This window comes from Brevibacillus sp. HB1.1 (assembly GCF_013332445.1).
GTDB classification, from domain to species: Bacteria; Bacillota; Bacilli; order Brevibacillales; family Brevibacillaceae; genus Brevibacillus; species Brevibacillus porteri.
Map to the genome: position 1 here is coordinate 871,708 of NZ_JABMIV010000001.1, position 20,195 is coordinate 891,902.

Consider the following 20,195-nt stretch of genomic DNA (forward strand, 5'->3'; position numbering starts at 1 on the left):
GGTCTGTACGATGAAAGATTCCGTACATTCCCCCGCCGTTTATCGACTACGATTCTTTTACGAATTCAATTCATATTCTTTTCGAAGCAACGCAAGCTTCACAAGATCAATGTACATCCCATTTTCAAATTCCGTTTCTCGATGGATTCCTTCTACTTGAAAGCCAAATTTTTGGAGCAAATGGATGGATGCCGTATTTCGCGTATCTGCTTCTGCTTCTATTCTGTTTAGATGCATATGCGTAAACCCGTACGCGATAATGGGCCGCAGTGCTTCCGACATGATCCCCTTATTCCACCACGAAAAATTCAGATCATACCCAATCTCCGCTTTGTTATGTACAGCATGATAATGTTTGTAGCCGCAGCTGCCAAGAAATTTTCCAGTGGAACGATCCGTAACCGCCCACCTGAGTCCCTGTTTTTGTTCAAATAAGTCTCGGTACCATCGAAGTTCATTTTCAGCATCTGCTATTGATTGAAACCTCGCTATTCCTACATATCTCGCCACATCTTCATGTGACAACACTTCAAAAATATCTTCAATGTCTTGTTGATTAGGTTGTCGAAGGATCAATCTGTCTGTTTCGATGACAGGGAATTGATCGGACATAGTCGGGTTACTCATGATAAGAACCTCCTTGTAAACGTAGGATGGAAGATTTTTGATGCCTACTCCCTTCCATCATCTAGTGAATGATATGGTTTATTATAGGAAGGACAAGAAGCAGAAGCAATGTCTGTCGTGTTCTTTGTAACCTTCTGTCTCTTTCCCATTAGTTGGTTTGCTCGCGAAATAAATAAGAGATCGGGAGGCTCATGGCAATTTCCCTGAAGAAAAAAGCCCCATTCCCTCTTGCTATCTGAGGAAATGAGGCAAACCGACGCGGCCTACTCTTTTTCTATCTGAATAGGAATTTCCCACTTTTGATCCGTATCCTCGATCAACGCCTACCAAAAAGAAAAAACCTTGATTTACCAATGTTTTTTAACGTACATCATGCGTTCGTACTACAGAGTCTTACGAAATTGATAGTCCATCTCTCCAGCCAATGCTGCCGGAGTATCACCTGTTTCGCGGAAATCATGGGTATAAATCGTTTCAAACGGCCCAAAATCCGCTTGCTTATAAAATTCAAAGCAAGGGAAGCCATCATGTGCTCCTTCAATCTGTACAAGACCATCCCTTTTCGCAGTCACCAATAATAAGTAGTCCACCGGAGGCGCATGATCATTCAGGGGATTACTCGCACTTGCGCTCATTTCAAAGCTCACTTCATCATCCGATTTCCATACCATATTCCTGCACAAAATGCCCTCTGTACTCGCTTTTCCTTTTCGCAGCTGAATCGAGCCATCAGAATTCGTGATTTTCTCCGTTGTGATTCCCGTGTTCTGATAAGAAAAAATTTCTTTTTTCATGAAGTCTACGACGACCTCTTGCTCCACTCTGGAACGCATGGCATTTACGGCATAGGGGGTAAATTCGCGCGAATCGCCTTCAAATTGAATGACTTTTCCTGTTTGCGGATCTGTTCTGGGCTCCGTCCATGACTGGGGGATAAATACACTCGCTCTGATTTTGATCAGGTTCACCATACATTGGCACCTCCATGTGTGATTGTTCTTCTAAGACAAATATGTGATGTTTTGGTGAGGAACGCACTCCATGCAGATCGCTTCAAAATCTTTGCAATCAGCCAAATGGGACAGATTCATAGGGGCTTGTATCCTTTCTACGCCCATCTTCGGATTCACTAATAAATAATACGCCATGAGTAACGCTTTTCTACAATGATCCTGGTTTGGTTCACGCACGAGTAACTCGCAGATGATAGCTGTTCTCTTATCCTCGTCATATTGCAAGGCCAGATGATAATCCCAAAATGGTATGGTGCTTTTACTCCCAGCAGAACAAACAATAGGGAAACGAGCATGTACAAAATGCTTGATGATCTCATTTACATCATCCGCGCTTACCTTCTTCATTTCGTTGTCAACGCAGCTAATTCCTTGATGAATCATCTGATAATAAGGCATGTTCAATAGATGCTCCCGAAATCTCTCTATCAATTCCCCACGCAAAAAAATGGGACCTATCACAATGAAGTCCCCCTTATTTGGTGTTACTGTACTTCCTATTTCGACATGTAGAAATATTATCCTATTTGTGCCTCATTTCCTCAATCGCGTTTTCATGACCGCCATGTTATGATTCAAAAAGATAAGGATCATCCAATGATTACCATATATAAACGTACATAACATCGTATGAGTAAGGTGGGATAATGATGCTGCACGAGAATGCGAATCTTCACGTTCCAGACAGATGTATTTTTCTCGTTACAGGGATTATGGCTTCTGGAAAATCAACAGTCGCTCAGTTACTTGCTGAAAAGCTAAATCGAGGCGTTCATCTGCGAGGTGATTCGTTCCGACGAATGATTGTAAATGGCAGAGAGGAATTTATGCCTGAACCATCAGAAGAAGCCATTCGTCAGTTGCAGTTGCGCTACAAAATAGCAGCCTCTACGGCAGACACTTTTTTTGAAGAAGGATTTAATGTCGTTGTACAGGACGTTGTGATCGGCCCCCTTTTGAGCGAATTTGTTGAAATGATTCGGAACCGTCCATTGTATGTTGTCGTACTCACGCCAAATGAAAAAGTGATTGAAGAGAGAGAGGCATCCCGTTCCAAAACAGGGTATGGTGCTTGGACGATTCCCCACCTCAATCAAATCTTGCAGACCGAAACACCAAAGCTCGGCATGTGGATCGATTCTTCCGAGCAGACACCACAGGAAACTGTCGACGAAATTATGCGGATTGCTTTTTCTGAATCTGCTCTCTCGCTCTCCAAGAAAAAACCTGAGTCCGATAAAATACCGAACTCAGGCAACCAGATCGTCTAACTGCTTACACTGCGTACATCGTTGGCCAGAAGTACTCTACGCCTTCCGCGTACAAGAACGCTTGGAACTTTTTCAGTTCATCAGGAGTATTTCGGACAGCGCGAGGAGTCAGGCCATATTGCAAGCAATAAGCTGTCAAATAGCCAGCAACTTCACCGACGTTCCACTCTACTGGGTGGAGACGGAAGCATCCATTTGTAATATGCGTAACCCCGAGGTTTTTGCCTGCTGGCAACAGGTTATTTACACGCACAGGGATTAAGCTGCCCAGCGGAATTTGGAACGGATAGGTAGACACATCGACGTAATTGCGGTTCGCAGTGCTTGGATGCAGGTCAATTCGGTAGCTGCCGACCCCAACGGAATCATGGAAGGCTTCTGCCTTGCCTGTATTGCGGACAAATGCACTCACATGTTGCTCCAATACGGTGAATTCGGCTTTGATCCGGCGGGATTCACGTATATATGGATACATCGCCAGTCCATCCTCTGTTCCCATTACATCCTTGCGCAGTCGCAGCCCTGGATACCCTTGTCCACCATCTGGGCGAGGAGCCTCTGTTTGCATCCAATACAAAAGGGAGAGACTCAGTTGTTTACCGCCGTAGAGGTGACGCTGACGCTCTTCCTCTGGTACATCAATGATCGAGCCAAGCCAGTAATCATTTTGCGGCCAGTTAACGGTTGTTACGCCACTCTTGTACAATCCGGTTTGGAAGTTTTTCGGATCAGCAATCTGGCGATACGTGAAGAGTGGAAAATATTTAGTCCCCGGGAACAGCTCATATCGTACAGATTCAGCAGTATTTCGCGGGTTGGAGCCTGTCCAGCTGAGCAACTTGTCCGGCCAGAAATCTGCTTTGTAGTTGCGCCAGAAGTCATACATTTCCGGCTTGGCAATCGTATGATTTTCTCCCTCCAAATAATCCATCGCGAAGCAATACGTAAATGCCTGAATATCATTTGGCTGCGGCGGCCCGACAACAGCATTTGGCTCTCCCGTTTGATCGACTGATTCAGCGCCAAGTACGTATTCTACGCCAGCCTGCGGGAGTACATCTCCACATTCTGTCGCGTCCAAGAAATACGGTGCTACCAGTTCATGAAAATCATGATGCTTCTGATCTTCTACTGTGATCGACAGTACGTTATCGCCAGCCATGCGAACAGCATGCAGCTTATGATTCGTCAGAATAGTAAGTCTACCGCTGTTAATATAAGGAGCAAGCATCTGATAAAACACAGCGAGCGCTACTTTCGGTTCGTGGCAAAGGCGACTTACGGAACCGTTACCAGGGTCAAGATTCGGGATGACGCGTGCTTCTGCCGTCATTGGATAATGGTTACGGTAATAGTCACGCACGCTGTCACGGAATGTGCGATAGCTCCGCGTGCAACCAAACTGTTCAATCCATGGATGCTCATCTGGCGGTACCGCTTGGCTCGTAAATTGACCGCCAATCCAATCGGTCTCTTCCGTCATAATGACTGATTTTCCTGATTTCGCTGCTGCCAGTGCTGCTGCGCAGCCACCAGTACCTCCCCCAATGATTACCACATCAGCATGAAGTTCTCTCATTCTTTTTCCCTCCACATTTTCTACTTTTTGGTTGTTTCTGCCAATTAATACGCAAAAAATGACAATAGGTTACAAATTTCGCAGAAAAAACTAAATATTTTTTCCATTAGCTTCTGCTTGTGCAAACTTTGACTCAGCATCAGTGCTTCAAATTTACCTAGGAGTTGATGCCCCTTTCCAGCCCCTTCCTGCTGTCTCTTACCAAACCGAAATCCACTTTTCCACCCTAAAACTTGTGTTTTTAGGTGAGATTGTCTTTGCAAAGGCTCCAAAAACAAGAACATATGTTCTTAATTAAATATACACGAACAAGATGCGAACAGCCAAGAAATTATTTCCTTTTCTTTCTATTATTTGTAATCAATCAAACGATAGAGAGTTGGCTAAAGTGAATATACGCACAAAAAATCCCTCCAGCTAGACTATCTCCAGCATGAAGGGATTTTTGAATCGTCTTTATTTAAACAAATTAATCGTGGTAATAATGATCGGCATCGCGAACACATCAATCAGGAAGGCACCTACGATTGGAACGACCAGGTATGCTTTTCGCGAAGGACCAAATCTTCCCGTTACTGCCGCCATATTCGCCATTGCGTTTGGTGTAGCGCCCAGACCATGTCCGGTAAAGCCTGCGACCATGACTGCGGCGTCGTAGTTTTTGCCAAGCAAACGGAACAAGACGAAAATCCCAAACAAAACGATGAATACTACTTGAACAAATACGATCACGAGCATTGGAAGCGCAAGGTCTGCAACTTCCCACAGCTTGATGCTCATCAGTGCCATGGACAGGAAAATTCCAAGCGTCACATCACTGATCAGGTTGATGCTCTTCATGTCGATTGCCTTTGGATTGAGCTTGTCTACAATGTTACGGACAATTACCGCTACAAACATCGCTCCCACATAACCCGGCAGAACAAATCCGGTTGCAGTCGAGAACAGCTCTCCCAAATACGTTCCCAATGCCATACAGAATGTAATCAATAGCACTTGGATGAAGAAGGTATTCGACGTAATCGCTTGTCCTTTTTCTTCTACTGTCTCTACTACTTCTTCCGTTTCTGTCGGCTTCAGATCGTATTTCGTAATCAAATATTTCACAGTCGGTCCGCCAACCAAGCCCCCTGCTACGAGACCAAAGGTAGCTGCTGCGATCCCAACCGCCAAAGCAGATTGAATGCCCATGTCCTCAAGTGTTTGTCCAAAAGCTCCAGCCGCTCCATGTCCACCTTCCATGGAAACAGCTCCGGCCATCATCCCGATCAGTGGATGAATGCCGAACACGGAAGCCAAAGACACACCAATTACGTTTTGTGCCAAAGCCAGAAATCCACAGGCGATCCAGTAAATAACGAGCAACTTACCACCAAGCTTGATCAGCTTAAAGCTCGCTCCCAATCCAACGGTAGTAAAGAACGTGAGCATGAACAAGCTTTGTAAGGAAGTATCCAATGTAATTTGTAAAATTCCGGTCGCTTTCAAAACAGTTGCAACGACAGCGAACAACAAGCCCCCAACCACTGGTGCCGGGATACAAAACTTTTGCAAGAAACTAGCCTTTTTTACGAGGAATGTACCTAATACGAGAAGTGCTACTGCGAGAAAAATCGTCGTTACTTGATTAAGTGCTAACGTCATAGTTGTCTCCCCTTAGTTGTTCTCTAGTAATCCCATGATGGCTTCATTCGTCAAGTAAGCACCTAACTTTACTGTTCTTCCGTTTTCATCTAATATCGGATTCACTTCACAAATATCAAAAGAAAGCGTTTTCTTATGAGTGGCAACGGTACGGATCAAAGTGCGGACAACCATTGGTGTTAAGCCAAAAGGAGATGGAGCACTTACCCCCGGTGCAAAAGCTGCGTTTAAAACATCTGTACATAGCGTCAGCATGACATAATCGTGTTTTTCGATGAATTCGCTTACAGATAAAGTAATTTCATCCATTCGTGCGTCTGTCATCTCTTCTTCATACACATAACGAACACCGAGCTCATCTGCTTTATCAAATAGCTCCTGCGTATTTCCGAAACGCTGAATCCCTAACACAAAATAGCTGCTATTTTTGTCATGCTCTAGTATTTGCCGAAACATCGTCCCAGATGAAGGCTGAACTTCATAGGAACGCAAATCGAAATGAGCGTCAATATTGATAATACCCAGAGAAGCCTCTTTTCCGATATGCTTTCGGACACCTACGTAATGTCCATACAATGTCTCATGGCCTCCGCCTAAAATAATCGGCGTTATGGCTTTCGAAAAGATTGCAGAGACAGCGTTCCCCAATTCTTCCTGGGCAGCTTCTAGCTCTTCGTTTGGACAAGCAACATTCCCCACATCAACAATCCGTTTTCCTTCCTCCACTTTCCAAGGAAGGCTTGCAAGCGCTTGCCGAATTGCGTTTGGAGCTTTGGCTGCGCCTAATCGTCCTTGATTGCGCCTCACTCCCTCTTCACATTCAAACCCAATGATAGCGACTGTGCGATCCTTGGCCGCTTGCAATGTATCCAAGTCCGTTATTTCTACAATCTGATGGTAGCGAAAACTGCTTCTTCTCTCCGTATGGTCAGTCCGGCCGGTCCACAAATCTGCTGATACATTCTTTGGCAAGCTATTCATCCTTTCTGAACCTTTTGTTTATTGATTATATAATGACAAACTTATTATTTCTAATATATAATTTAAATAAATTGATAGCTTAAAGCTATAAATTAAGGTAGGCGATCCAGTTGGACATCAAACATTTGCACTATTTTGTGACAGTTTGCGATCAGTTGAGCTACTCCAAAGCCGCACAAAAACTGCATATTTCACAGCCTTCCTTAAGTAACGCGATCAAAAATCTGGAGCAAGAAGTCGGCTCTCCACTGCTCGAGAGAAACACGAGAAAAATGGAAATGACGGACGCTGGTAAAATTTTATATCAGAAATCGTTGCTGCTTCTTTCCCAAATGAACATGCTGAAAAAAGAGATGGAAGAAGTAAAGCTAACCGGAAGCGGCGATCTCATCATCGGCATCATTGAGTCCGTGAAGCATTGGATTCCAAAAGTCATTCGCGAATATCAGAGGCGTTTTCCCTCTATTAACATCAAGCTAATCGAGGTGCTGAGTGGGAAAGCTGTCAAGGAATCACTGCGGAAGTATCATACGCATTTACTCATAACCAACCAATTCATCGATGAAGAAGATATCGAATCCTTTCCCCTGTATGATGAGCGCTTAATGCTGGTGCTACACAAGGATCATCCTCTGGCGGAAAAGGAATTGATTCGATTGAAAGACTTGGCTAGTGAGCCATTCATCATTAGTACAGAGGGATTTCAGACGCGGGAGGATATTTTAACGGCCTTTTCGTTTGAACAAGTCAACCCGCAAATCAAATTTGAAATTGAGCGATTTGAAACCGCGTTAACGTTAGTGAGGGAGAATTTGGGGGTTACGATCATTCCTGAGAACTATTTGTCTGGATCAACAGATGCTTCGCTTGTTCGGAAAACGATTGATTCGCCTGCGTTGGAGCGGACGGTTTATTTAGCGTATTTGAAAAATCGTTATTTGGCCCCGGCGGTGCAGGCTTTTTTAGAGGAGGTTCGGGGGAAGTTTCCTTCCAAAACATAGCCAATACCCTCTACATCACATAGAGGGTATTGGGTTACTACTTCTGAGGAATCGTCACCGTTAACTCTTCTTCCGTATTCTTCTGATAATCTTGCTTCCAGTAGAGGAGCTCTGTTTCACTCTTCCATTCGAGCGGGAAGTAGTCGGTATGATCATCGGCTTGAAGAAGCTTCTTCTGCTTCCCTGTAGATAATTCATACAACCAAATGTCTTCGGTCTCTTCATCTTCCATCCCGTATTTTTCTTTCGAGATTATCCCACTTAATTGAGAAAATGCTGCCCTTATCGAATCTGGTGAGAATCGGAATTGGGAAATATACGAGAAAGGCTCACTCATTCTATCGTTTGCTACCTGATAGATTTGTCCGCCGCGATGTCTGCTCGTTCCCGTATCCAATAAGAGATACTCAGAATCGGGAGACCATGTAAAGAAATAGCGGTCGATGACAGCCTCTTTTATTGGGGAGGGTGAATCGTTGCCAACCTTCCAAATGTATGCCTGACCATCTTCGGTAGTCCCCTTATAATAGGCAACTGCTTGAAAGTTCGGCGACCATTCGGCGTGAAATGTATCCTCGCTTGTATACAGCTTCTGCTCGATCTTGTTCATTTGCTGCCATGTTTCCGGATTCACCTGTATACTTTCGGTCTCCAAGGTTGTCAGTGGATAAGTAGCGGGATCAAAAAGATGATAGAAATACTTCAAACCATCTTTTCCATATACTTTTACATGGTGAGTCGAACGTTCATAGTAGCGGGCGTTTCGGCGATCCCCGTCCTTGTCGGGTAGGTGAAATGTGTATTCATCCTCTTTCCACTCCCCCTGATATGTTCCCCCTTTCACTTTTTCTATTTCACGGATTTTATTGAGTACTTGATAGGGTGACAGGGATTCTTTTTGTTGTTCTTCCATTGGTTGATTGGTAGGTGCTGTAGAGACTGGGCTAGAGGTAGGAAGTGGAGCTGGGATTGGTTTTGCTGTGGCCTCTGTTGTTTTCCCGGCGTTCTCCGATGTTATTGGCTTGTTCGGTTCATGTTGACAGCCGGTTACCAATGCGATCATACAGATCATCGAAAGCCATCTATTTTTGTTCAAAGCTTTTCTCAATGGTTAAGCGCCTCCAGGAGTGGTAAAAAGTAGAAAAATACATTTCGATTATACCATTTCACAATTCCCATATCCTTTTATATAATTGGGAAAGTCTTGAAAAAATTCTAAAGCAGGTGATCCTTTGGTTCAAGTAAGCGATGCTCCCTCTAACTTTATTGTGTTCCTCCCGTTACTAATAATCTTATTTTTAAACATCATTAACATTGTCATCAGTATCTGGGTATACCGCGATGCAAGGAGACGAGGGAATAGCAAGGAATTCGCTATCATCGGGCTTGTTGCATCCTTGTTTTTTCCGGTTATTGGGTTGATTGTTTATTTGGTGATCCGGAAAGATAAGTATTGAAAAATAAGGAATTCTCTTTTCCTTCTCTCCAAATAAAAAAAGCAGTTGAACAGGGATAACCTTCCTGCTCAACTGCTTTTTTAGATACGAAAACGGGCAAACGAGAGGATTAGCCTCTCGTCACATTGAGGATCAGATCGTTTTCAAATCCACCGATTGAGATGTCAGAATAGCACTTGATCATTTCTGTTAGCATCACCTTTGCTTCCAGTCTGGATAGTGGTGCGCCCAAGCATAAGTGGCAGCCTTTTCCAAAGGATAGATGCTTATTGCTATTAGGTCGATGGATATCGAATTGGTCTCCCTGCGCAAAGGTATTTTCATCACGATTGGCAGAACCGAGCCATGCCATGACGATTTCGCCTTTTTTCATCATACTTCCGAACATATCCGTATCTTCTTGAACCTTGCGCATCAAAACCTGTGCTGGCGGACGGAAGCGCAATACTTCCTCGATCGCTTGATCTACCAGCTGCGGATTCTCTCTTAATTCACGATAGACGCCTGGTCGGTCTAGTAAAAAGCAGTAGAAAACACTGAACAAGAGCGTACTTGTCGTGACATTTCCGGCAAGCAGCAAGCTGATTGCAATATCAATAATCTCGCGGTCAGATAGTTTTTGTCCTTTGTATTCTGTTTGCGTTAAATCGGAAAGAAAGTCTTTTGCCGGATTCTCTCTTTTTTCTTGAATGATCGGAGAGAGATAAACGGCCATTTCCTTCATGATTTCTTCCTTTTTGAGGTTAATATCCTCATACGTTTCGCGGGTTCCGGAAGAGATGAGCACATCGGACCATTGTTTGAACAGCATCCAATCACTGGACGGTACACCGAGCAAATCGGCAATGACAATCACTGGCATCGGAGTTGCGAGATCACCTAAAATTTTGATGCTTTGCTTTTCTTTTACTTCCTCTAGCAAATGACGTGAAATTTCTTGAATACGCGGTTCCCACTCTTGGAGTGTTCTGGTTGAAAATGCCTTTGTATAGAGAGCTCTCCTTTTTCCATGATCAGGCGGGTCCATCTCTGTGATCCCCTTTTCTTTCAATGCGAGGGAACCCGCGATTCGTTTGCCTGTATCGCTTGAAAAGAGGTGATAATCGGTCAGCACACGCTCTACATCCGCATACAGAAATACGTTCCAAACTTGTTGCTTTTCATCGTAATGTACCGGGCTATTTTTTCTCATTTCTGCATACCAGCCGTAGGGTTCAAACTGTTGTTGCAGATTCTCGGCACCTGATATTTCATTAGGGAATACTACTTTATTCATTTCATTCACTCCTTATCTAAATGGGTAGGTATTGCTGCAAACGGCTACTCTTTGTATGACTTGATTTCCTCTAACATGGTATCCATGAGTTTTTCTATTACCCCAATGTCTGTGTTCGATTCAAAGAAGGAAATAGTGAGGGTTATGCAATCTTGATACGTACTGACTCCAAGCATCAGTCCTGGTGCGTAATAGGCTGGCGAGACGATATACGCACCTGCAACTTTCACATCATCGAATGATATCTGACTTGTACTAATCACACCGAAATTTGATAATATTGGCGTGCTGTTTCCATCTGCTACGATTTGTTTTCTTACATCCTGAATGATCTGCAATGTGTGATGGAACTCTAAATTTTCCACAAAGGCAAAAGTGTTTACCGCATCATGCAGAATCTCTTTATTATCGCGTTGATTCTTCATGAATTCGGCCACTTCTTTCACCTGATCTGCAAATGTCCCTGTTGCTTGATTCATGCAGGCGTGAACTACGCCAGACAAGTTGTAAATGGCGTCTGCCTTGCCTGTGGGTAAAAATTTTCTTACATTAACAGTGACCATGACCTTGATTTGCTCTGCCGGAACGTTCTCCATCTGTTGAGATAAAGCGCGCATATAGGCAGCCAATAACACATCATTTACCGTGAACCCTTTTTGTTTAAATCCTTGCACTAGCTCCAACCACTCTTCGCGCGGTATTCTGCGAATGGCTTGTCGCCTTTTCGCTGGTTCTCCAGGCGTAAAAGGAAGTGTTGGTCCCTGCGGTTCTGGAGCTTGCGGCATCCCGCCATTTGGGATACCCATCTCCTTGAACAAACGACTCTGATCTCTGCCCTCAGGGTTTGACTTGGGGACGTAGCGAGGGTTTTGGGCCAGCTCACTATATAACGAAGCTAGCAGGTGAACATACTCTATCAACCCTGCACCATCGCTGCATAGATGATTTAATTTGATGCAAATGATATCTTTGGTCGAGGTCCGTAGAATGCGAACTTTGACCATCGCATCAGCATCGATGTCTATTGGGCTCGACAGCCACTCCTGTACGGCTTTCTCTTCGGAATCGGACTCACTGAGAAGTTGTAAGGAACACCAACCGCTTGACGCCAAATCGCTGCGTCGCTCCCAATAGGGGCGGACTGAATCTTTTATAAAGCGGCAACCCATGATAGGTTCAGCAATGGTGCTTGCCTCCATCGCTTGAAGCAATCGCTGTTGATTCACATGTCCGTCCATTTCCAGCACCATTTGAAGTTGGCAATCGGAAAGATAGCTGACCATGTAATTAAACCTGTCACTTCCGTTTGCAGGCAGACGTTGTGGGATTGCCATGTTCTGATTTACCTCACTGACATTCATTTCCTCCACACCCCTTCAAACTTAATTTTTGAAAGAAAAACAGTCAGGAAAAATCATCCTGACTGTCCTTTTTATCAGCAAATCCACGGGCTTCTATCGAATGGAAATCTTGTATTCCTCTAACCACATATTGATCTGAACGAGGTATTCGATCAGCTTCGTTGATTGAGCTAGATTCATCGGTGCTTTTCCATCCAGTACAAATTGGATCACAGACTGATTAATCAATGGTAGTAGAGGCGAATTAGGATTCGCTAAAATTTGTTTCATATGGTCCAAAATCGCATGGTAATACTCTGGATGATAGGTCATCGGATATGCGCTTTTGTTGCGGTACAATACTTCTTGCGGCAAATATCCTTTGTACGCTCTGCGAAGCAAGCCTTTTTCGATTTGATCAATATTTTTTACTTTCCATGGGACATTCCATAAATATTCAACTAGACGGTAATCACAATAAGGAACACGTACTTCAAACCCCGTATACATGCTCATTCGATCCTTGCGATCCAATAGCAGCGGAAGAAAGCGTGTGATAAAGAGGTACGACATTTTGCGCTGTTGCGCTTCCAATGCTGTCTCCCCTTCCAAAGGATGTACCTCTGCAATCCCTTCTTCATACCGCCTGCGAAGATATTCTTGTGGGCGGATTTTTTCGATGGCTTCTTCATTTAAAAATGAACTCCACCCGTCATGCTCCATCCAAGGGAATTTGCCTGAATTCAAGAATTTCTCCTTCTGAAACCAAGGATACCCGTTAAACACTTCGTCTGCCGATTCACCTGATAGCGAGACGGTCGCGTTTTTCTTCATTTCACGACAAAACAAATAGAGCGACGTATCCGTCTCTCCTAATCCCGGCAGATCACGCGCTCTCAACGGCATATGAAAATGAGTAATCAGATCTTGAGCGTTGAAGGTAATCTCTTGATGCTTCGTTTGTACATGCTCTGAAACGGATTTCGCCCATGGTGCATCCAAGCTAATGTGCAACAAACCCTCTTCAAAATGCTGATCATTGTCAACAAAATCAACCGAATAGGTGTGCAACGTCTTCCCTTTTTTACGAAGCTCTTCAGCGGCTAAAGCTACCAAGCCACTCGAGTCCAAACCGCCAGACAGCATACTAACCAATGGCAGGTCAGAGATTAACTGACGTTGAACCGTGTCTTGTAACAGAGCGCGTATCCTTTCTGTCGTTGTATCTATATCGTCAGTATGCACGTTACTTTCCAGCTTCCAATAGGCCCTTGTTCTGATTTGATCCTTCGTGACTGTTACACAATGTCCAGCGCGAACCTCATTGACATTGCGGAAAATTCCAAATCCAGGCGTTCTCGCCGGACCGAGTCCGATAATATCCGCTAACCCATCCGCTTCTACTTCAGGCTTCACTTTTGGATGGGCAAGCAAAGCTTTCAGTTCGGAGCCGAACAAGAACGAGCTCCCTCGTTGGCAATAAAATAATGGTTTCACACCTAAGTGGTCACGCGCTAAAAACAATCGATGATTTTTTTCGTCCCAAATGGCGAATGCAAAAATTCCATTGAGATGACGGACACATTCCTCTCTCCACTCCAAAAAAGCGTGCAGTAATACTTCCGTGTCAGAATTGGTTTGAAAGGAGTGTCCGAGCAATTCTAACTGGCGGCGCAGTTCCAAATAATTATAGATTTCGCCATTAAACGATAGGACACACGTCTGATCTCCTTCTCGGTAGATCATGGGCTGCTTGCCACCTTCTGGGTCGATCACGATCAGGCGCCGATGCGCAATCGCTGCCCGAGGAGACAACCAATATCCCTCTTCGTCTGGCCCGCGATGCTGGATCGCTTGAGCCATTTTGTGCAAAATAGCATGCTGGGATGACAAATCGTCATCCCAATCAAGCCATCCCACAATTCCACACATAGTAACCTCTCCTCTTGTTCGCCAATTTAGTGTTGGGGATGATACGTTATCGTATTGATTAACTCGCTTACCTTTTGCTCTGGGGTCGTTACCAATCCTTCTAAAAGAGTATTCAAATGCTGCAGCATACCGCTAATCTCCTTATCGTTGAAGAAACGTCGATAGTAGTTGATATGCAGGACTAGCACTTGTTCATAGAAAAGGATTTCCACTCGTAACGGATGCTCCGTCTGCGCGATAGAATCATAGATGGTAGCGCCGAGGACATCATTAAATCCTCTAAACACAGAAGAGAAATCTGGAAGCTGTTCGCTTACCAGATAGCTGTCAAACAAGAGCCGATCTCGTGGAATATCGCACCACTCGTATATTTTTTTCAGCGGCGTGTATTCGTACTGACTCGTCTCTACTACCTTGGACTGCATGTTTTGGAGCCAAGACAAGAACCTCATGTTTTGCTCAATGCTCACGCGAATGGGCAGAATATTGAAGAAAAGCCCGACAGAATGCTCGACCTCCATCATCGCAATGCTGCGGCCGGAGAAGATCGTACCAAAAACAACGTCTTCCTTACCGCTGTAATGATGGAGCAGCAATGCCCAAGCCCCCTGCACCAATGTATATGGCGTCAGATGATACTTTTTGGACAAGGATAATAGCGCCGAGGAGACTTCTGGCGATACGATGAACCTTTCTTGAGAATAGGGAGGTTCATCGGCAGAGATATTCTTCCTGCTCGCTTGCGCCCATTCAAGAGTGGAGCTGGTCATTCCTTTCAGATTTTTCTTCCAAAACAACTCGGCATCCGTTAAGTCCTGCCCTTTTTGTAGCGCAACATAATCCCGATAAGGATAGACAGGCACAATATCAATCGCCGTCCCTTGGGAAAACGCTTGATAATATTCGAATAATCTTTTCACGATCAACGTATAGCTCCAGCCATCCTGTAACATCAGGTTGAAGACATAAATAAAGTAGTAGACATCCTCTCCTACTTGAAGCAGAGCAAGATGCGCATGTGGTGCATGGCCCATCTCAAATCCTTGTTGTCTAAGCTTTTGAATGTAGGATTGCAATTGTTCATGTTGATCATCTTCCGGAATGTCACGCCAATCTTCCTGTTTGATGTGGATATCCACTTTCTCATGCACGATCTGCATCGGTTCATCCAGCTCTTCCCAGATGAAGGAAGTTCGCAATGCAGGGAATTGTTGGATGAGATGCTTCCATGCCTGCTCGAAAGCAGATACATGGAAAGGGCCACCCTCTATGCGAAAAGCATGATGAACCACATTCAAACCTGGTTCTGGATGATGCTTGTATCGATAAAGCATATTCTCTTGCATGATCGTCAGCGGATAAACATCCTCCATGTATGGGTTATCTCCTTTTATCCGATCCAGCTGATGCTTATCCAATGTTGGTAACTCTACTGCGTTTGGAGTTCGCTTCGCGCTTTGGGTGGAGGCCCCACCTACAACCTCTGCTAGTTCAGCTATGGTCTGGAATTGGAAAATTTGCTGTGGAGTCAGTTCCAGACCGAATTGTTTTGCTCTCGCAACCACTCGAATGGTATGAATGGAGTCGCCACCCAATCCGAAGAAGTTATTATGTATGCCAACCTTATCCAAGCCCAATATTTCAGCCCAGACATTGGCAAGAATGTTTTCCGTCTCCGTCGTCGGTGGTACAAAATCTCCCTCCATCTCTGGCACTTCCATAAGCGGCGCAGGAAGCGCTTTGCGATCCAATTTTCCATTCATGTTCACTGGCATTTCCTTGATAAACTCGAAGATAGACGGAACCATGTAATCTGGCAGCTTATCCCGTAAATAACTGCGCAGCTCTGGAATGAACTGGCGAGCAACTCTGTCTGTCAAAGGATCGTTCGCATACGTTTCGATCGCCTGGTATTGTTTCGCTGGACGGTGCCACGCGGTGACCACTGTGTTACGCTGTCTTTTTTCTAGTAAATGCTCAGGTCGGAGTACTGCTTCATAGCTGCCATTCTCTCTATCACCCATCCAAGCGATATCCACGCTGTATCGAAGCTCAGCGCCCAACTGCCAAAGCTCCTCAGGATCTATTCCAGTGCCTGGATGGTTTTGATCTGTTCTCAGTTCTTCTACCGTTTTGAGAACATCGCTGTCAGCAAGCAACGACTGGTATCGATTCGCCCTGTCCAACCGCAAATTAGGGATATTCGTAAGACCTAAGATTTGCGGTTTATACTTGGTCATGATTTGACGAAGTCCATCAATATTTTGGAATCCCTCCTCATGCCAATCCAGCCAGGAAAAGTCCTCAATCGGCTGCACTTTTTTGCCGAGATGAAGAACCACATCATAGCGATAGCGAGTTAATTCGTTATGATGACTTCCTCGCTTTAACTTGATTTCTACATGGCTGATCTGATGCAGCTGCGCTTGAAGCGCATAGAAAAATGCAGGATCGATAACCAGCTCCTGCTCTTGTCTCATTCGCTTCTGCACACGGTGCTGCAATTGATCGATAGTCAACGTCGCCGGTGACTTTTCCATCTCAACATCAGTGAGGAAGGTTTGCAGTAAAGAAAGATTACGAACATCACCGACAAAGATTGCTCCTTTGTCATTCATGGCGTGTATGGCCTTTTTCAGCACATCCAACAGGTAGCTCGCATCCGGGAAATACTGCACCACAGAGTTGAGCACGATCACATCGAACTTCTGTCCCTTTAGCCCACGAAAATCATCCGCATAGCTCTTACGCAGTGTGACATTAGATAAATCCTCTCTTTGGTTGATCAGATTCGCCGTAATATAATCCAACGCCATCGACGAAAAATCTGTTCCCCAATACTGCTCACAATGAGGCGCTATCCGGGATAATAACAGCCCTGTACCGCACCCGATTTCGAGTACCTTTTTCGGTTGCAAGGCAAGGATACGATCAACCGTCGAATTGACCCATTCACGCATTTCTTCCGCTAAAAGGGGCTGACCCGTATAACTGCTGTTCCAGCTGGTAATGTTGAAATCGGCCTCATATTTATTTTCATCATCATAGGCTTTATCAAAGACATCCTGCCATTCTGATACCTGTTCCGCTGGAAGCGCTTCTTCTTCTGTTGCCTTTTTCAGTTTTTCCTTGGCCTGTGAATCTGGCACGATATAAGATATCAACTGCTTATGCCCTGGTCTCTGCTCGGATTCATGAACGATCACAGCCGCTTTTTGTACATGTGGATGTTCATCCAATACAGCTTCAATCTCACCCAGCTCGATACGGAACCCTCTTAATTTGACCATAAAATCAATTCGACCCAGATACTCGATCGTTCCATCCGGCATGTAACGTGCCAAGTCACCTGTTTTATAAAGGCGTGCCCCCTCTTTTTTGCTGAATGGATCAGGGATGAATTTCTCTTCTGTCAGCTCAGGTCGGTTATAGTATCCGCGAGCCAGCTGTACACCACCGATGTGCAGCTCGCCGGCAACACCCACGGGAACAGGATTCAGGTGCTCGTCTAACAGGTAGATTTGGGTGTTTGCCACAGGACGTCCAATCGGCACGGATCTAAGCTTGCTTCCTTTTTGACATGCCCAGTACGTGACATCAATCGCCGCTTCTGTAGGACCATAGAGGTTGTGCAATTCCGCATCGAGACACTCGAAAAAGCGCTCCTGCGTTGCATAAGATAAGGCTTCGCCACTGCAAATGACTTGTCGTAGCGTATCGCAGCCGCTAATTTCTGTCTCCTCCAGGAACACCTGAAGCATCGAAGGAACAAAGTGCATGGTAGTGATTTTCTCTTTTTTGATCAAACGTGCCAAATAAGTCGTATCTTTATGACCTTCTGGACGAGCTACTACCATGCAAGCGCCCGTCATTAACGGCCAGAAAAATTCCCAAACCGACACATCAAAGCTGAAAGGCGTCTTTTGCATGACGCGATCGGTTTCATTCAGTTGATATTGTTCCTGCATCCATAAAAGTCGGTTGACGATACCGCGATGAGCATTCATCGCACCTTTTGGCTTTCCAGTGGAACCTGAGGTGTAAATCATGTACGCCAAATTGTCGCTGTTGACTCCGCTTGCAGGCGCCATATGGCTCTCCATGCTAATTGTCTCCCAATCTGAATCGAGGCAAATGAGTTGTCCACCGTATTCAGGGAGCGTGTTCTTCAGCTCCTCCGCAGTCAAGAGGAAAGAAGGATTCGCATCCGTGATCATGAAGGCAACCCGATCTTGCGGATAGCTTGGATCTAGGGGAACGTAGGCCCCACCTGCTTTGAGGATACCTAACAGCCCAATGACCATCTCAAATGAGCGCTCCATATAAATGCCCACAAGCGTTTCCGCGCTTACACCCTGTTTTACGAGATGGTTAGCCAGTTGATTCGCCCGTTGATCCAATTCACGGTAAGTGAGTTGCTTCTCTTCAAAAATAACGGCTGGGGCATCTGGTGTTTTGGCAGCCTGCGCTTCGATCATTTCGTGGAGGCACCTATCTTGCTGTGGGTAGTACGTCTTCGTATCGTTCCATTCGACCAACAGCTTTTGCTCTTCCGCAGTGGTCAAAATCGGCAAATCTGAAATCGGCTGGTTCGGATTCGCGACAATGCCTGCCAGCACGATTGTAAAGCTTTCTAACAAGCGACTAATTGTCGATTCATTAAAAATATCGGAATTGAACTCGACGTCTAGGTCAAGGATATCGCCTTTTTCTACAACCTGAATCCAGAGGTCAAACTTGGATGTGTTGTTACGGAACTCTTCAAATTTGACCAAGGAAAAACCTAATGCAGACATGTCCGATTTTTTCGGCATAGGAAAGTTCTGCAACACAAAGCAAACTTCAAACAGTGGATTTTGACTCATATTACGCTCAGGCTGCAATTCGTCCACTAATCGTTCAAATGGTACGTCTTGATGTCTGTATGCGCTGTTCGCTGTTTCTCTCACACGTGACAACAGTTCTCTAAAGCTTTGATTGCCGGAAACATCTGTTTTGAGAACCAACGTATTTACAAAAAAGCCAACCAGATTCTCCATTTCCACTCGGTTACGATTCGCTACGGGCACTCCCACCCGGATATCATTTTGCCCGCTGTAACGGTGCAACAATATCTTTAACGCGGTGATCAAAACCATATACAGCGTGGCATTTTCTTGCTCGCTCAGCGCTTTCATAGCATGTGAAAGGGAAGAGGGAATCTTTAGTTTTAGGCTCCCTCCTTGAAACGTTTGGATAGGAGGTCTTGTACGGTCTACTGGTAGCTCTAACGCGCTGCTTTCTTTTCCAAGGGTTTCTCTCCAGTAAGAAAGCTGTTTCTCAAGCACTTCTCCTTGAAGCCACTCCCGCTGCCAGCTTGAAAAATCAGCATACTGGATCGGAAGCTCAGGCAATGGGGAAGGCTTGTCCGCAAGATATGCCTGATAAAGCAGAACCATTTCTCTGAAGAAAACTCCGACTGACCATCCGTCTATGATGATATGGTGAACGTTCAAAAGTAGAATATTCAAGTCTTCGCCGAGTCTGAATAAAGTAACACGCAACAACGGTCCCTTGGTTAAATCGAAAACATACATGCTTTCCTCTTTCGCGAGTCGGCGAAACTCATCCTCCCTCTGCGCCTCGTGATGTCCTGTCAGGTCGACAATAGGAAAAGGAATTTGCAAGGCAGGAGCAATGAGCTGATACGGCTCTCCGTTTGCGACTTGAAAGGTAGTTCGCAGGGCTTCATGGCGTTCCACTATCTCATTAACGCACTGCTCCATGATGTTTGTGTGAAGCTCACCCGATAGATGGAAGGCGGCAACCACATTATAGGCAGGACTGTTCGGTACCAACTGGTCTAAAAACCATAGTCTCTGCTGGGCAAAAGAGAGGGGCACGAAGCCCTCTCTTGAACGCCGCGGAATTCCAGTCTTTTTCGTCTCCAGTTTTGAGCCTTTCAGCTTCTCCAGCAATGCCAGTTTCTTCTCGGAAAGCTTCGATCTGCTCTCGGCAAGTATCTCATCTCTTGATTTAGCTGATTCCTTCTCATTGATCATCGGATTGCTCCTTCCCACATGGTGATTCTGCTG

The 20,195-nt window shown here is 45.0% G+C and carries 14 protein-coding genes; 3 read left to right on the top strand and 11 right to left on the bottom strand.

What is annotated here, in order from left to right:
* Positions 1 to 57: 57 nt before the first annotated feature.
* From HPY27_RS04310 to HPY27_RS04320, 3 genes are all read right to left on the bottom strand, one after another.
* Positions 58 to 627, bottom strand: coding sequence for a GNAT family N-acetyltransferase (locus tag HPY27_RS04310; protein WP_174224405.1), 570 nt, complete (start codon positions 625 to 627; stop codon positions 58 to 60).
* A gap of 383 nt (positions 628 to 1,010) precedes the next feature.
* A complete protein-coding gene (locus HPY27_RS04315; protein WP_174224406.1) occupies positions 1,011 to 1,598 on the bottom strand; it encodes a DUF3238 domain-containing protein in 588 nt (195 codons plus the stop codon).
* 30 nt (positions 1,599 to 1,628) lie between these two features.
* On the bottom strand, positions 1,629 to 2,102 hold the full coding sequence (locus tag HPY27_RS04320) for a hypothetical protein (RefSeq protein ID WP_174224407.1): 474 nt from the start codon (positions 2,100 to 2,102) through the stop codon (positions 1,629 to 1,631).
* Positions 2,103 to 2,287: 185 nt separating this feature from the next.
* Here HPY27_RS04320 and HPY27_RS04325 point away from each other — a divergent pair, with 185 nt between their 5' ends.
* Positions 2,288 to 2,911, top strand: coding sequence for an AAA family ATPase (locus HPY27_RS04325; RefSeq protein WP_174224408.1), 624 nt, complete (start codon positions 2,288 to 2,290; stop codon positions 2,909 to 2,911).
* A 4-nt stretch (positions 2,912 to 2,915) separates the two neighbouring features.
* Here HPY27_RS04325 and HPY27_RS04330 read toward each other — a convergent pair whose 3' ends face one another.
* From HPY27_RS04330 to hutG, 3 genes are all read right to left on the bottom strand, one after another.
* The gene (locus HPY27_RS04330) at positions 2,916 to 4,490 is read right to left on the bottom strand and encodes an FAD-dependent oxidoreductase (protein WP_173622258.1); all 1,575 of its coding nucleotides are present in this window, start codon (positions 4,488 to 4,490) and stop codon (positions 2,916 to 2,918) included.
* 456 nt (positions 4,491 to 4,946) lie between these two features.
* The gene (gene gltS, locus HPY27_RS04335) at positions 4,947 to 6,134 is read right to left on the bottom strand and encodes a sodium/glutamate symporter (RefSeq protein WP_174224409.1); all 1,188 of its coding nucleotides are present in this window, start codon (positions 6,132 to 6,134) and stop codon (positions 4,947 to 4,949) included.
* A 12-nt stretch (positions 6,135 to 6,146) separates the two neighbouring features.
* A complete protein-coding gene (hutG, locus tag HPY27_RS04340) occupies positions 6,147 to 7,115 on the bottom strand; it encodes a formimidoylglutamase (protein WP_174224410.1) in 969 nt (322 codons plus the stop codon).
* Positions 7,116 to 7,225: 110 nt separating this feature from the next.
* Between hutG and HPY27_RS04345 the strand changes: the two genes are divergently transcribed.
* Positions 7,226 to 8,116, top strand: a complete 891-nt coding sequence (locus HPY27_RS04345; RefSeq protein ID WP_017250273.1) for a LysR family transcriptional regulator — start codon at positions 7,226 to 7,228, stop codon at positions 8,114 to 8,116.
* Positions 8,117 to 8,153: 37 nt separating this feature from the next.
* Here HPY27_RS04345 and HPY27_RS04350 read toward each other — a convergent pair whose 3' ends face one another.
* Positions 8,154 to 9,224, bottom strand: a complete 1,071-nt coding sequence (locus HPY27_RS04350; RefSeq protein ID WP_174224411.1) for a hypothetical protein — start codon at positions 9,222 to 9,224, stop codon at positions 8,154 to 8,156.
* A gap of 124 nt (positions 9,225 to 9,348) precedes the next feature.
* Between HPY27_RS04350 and HPY27_RS30015 the strand changes: the two genes are divergently transcribed.
* Positions 9,349 to 9,573, top strand: coding sequence for a hypothetical protein (locus tag HPY27_RS30015; RefSeq protein ID WP_017250275.1), 225 nt, complete (start codon positions 9,349 to 9,351; stop codon positions 9,571 to 9,573).
* A gap of 109 nt (positions 9,574 to 9,682) precedes the next feature.
* Here the strand turns inward: HPY27_RS30015 and HPY27_RS04355 are convergent, their stop codons facing one another.
* The 4 genes from HPY27_RS04355 to HPY27_RS04370 form a co-directional block, all read right to left on the bottom strand.
* Positions 9,683 to 10,849, bottom strand: coding sequence for a cytochrome P450 (locus HPY27_RS04355; protein WP_017250276.1), 1,167 nt, complete (start codon positions 10,847 to 10,849; stop codon positions 9,683 to 9,685).
* 44 nt (positions 10,850 to 10,893) lie between these two features.
* On the bottom strand, positions 10,894 to 12,210 hold the full coding sequence (locus tag HPY27_RS04360; RefSeq protein WP_174224412.1) for a condensation domain-containing protein: 1,317 nt from the start codon (positions 12,208 to 12,210) through the stop codon (positions 10,894 to 10,896).
* 93 nt (positions 12,211 to 12,303) lie between these two features.
* The gene (gene asnB, locus HPY27_RS04365) at positions 12,304 to 14,121 is read right to left on the bottom strand and encodes an asparagine synthase (glutamine-hydrolyzing) (RefSeq protein WP_174224413.1); all 1,818 of its coding nucleotides are present in this window, start codon (positions 14,119 to 14,121) and stop codon (positions 12,304 to 12,306) included.
* Positions 14,122 to 14,147: 26 nt separating this feature from the next.
* A complete protein-coding gene (locus tag HPY27_RS04370) occupies positions 14,148 to 20,162 on the bottom strand; it encodes a non-ribosomal peptide synthetase (RefSeq protein WP_174224414.1) in 6,015 nt (2,004 codons plus the stop codon).
* Positions 20,163 to 20,195 lie beyond the last annotated feature (33 nt).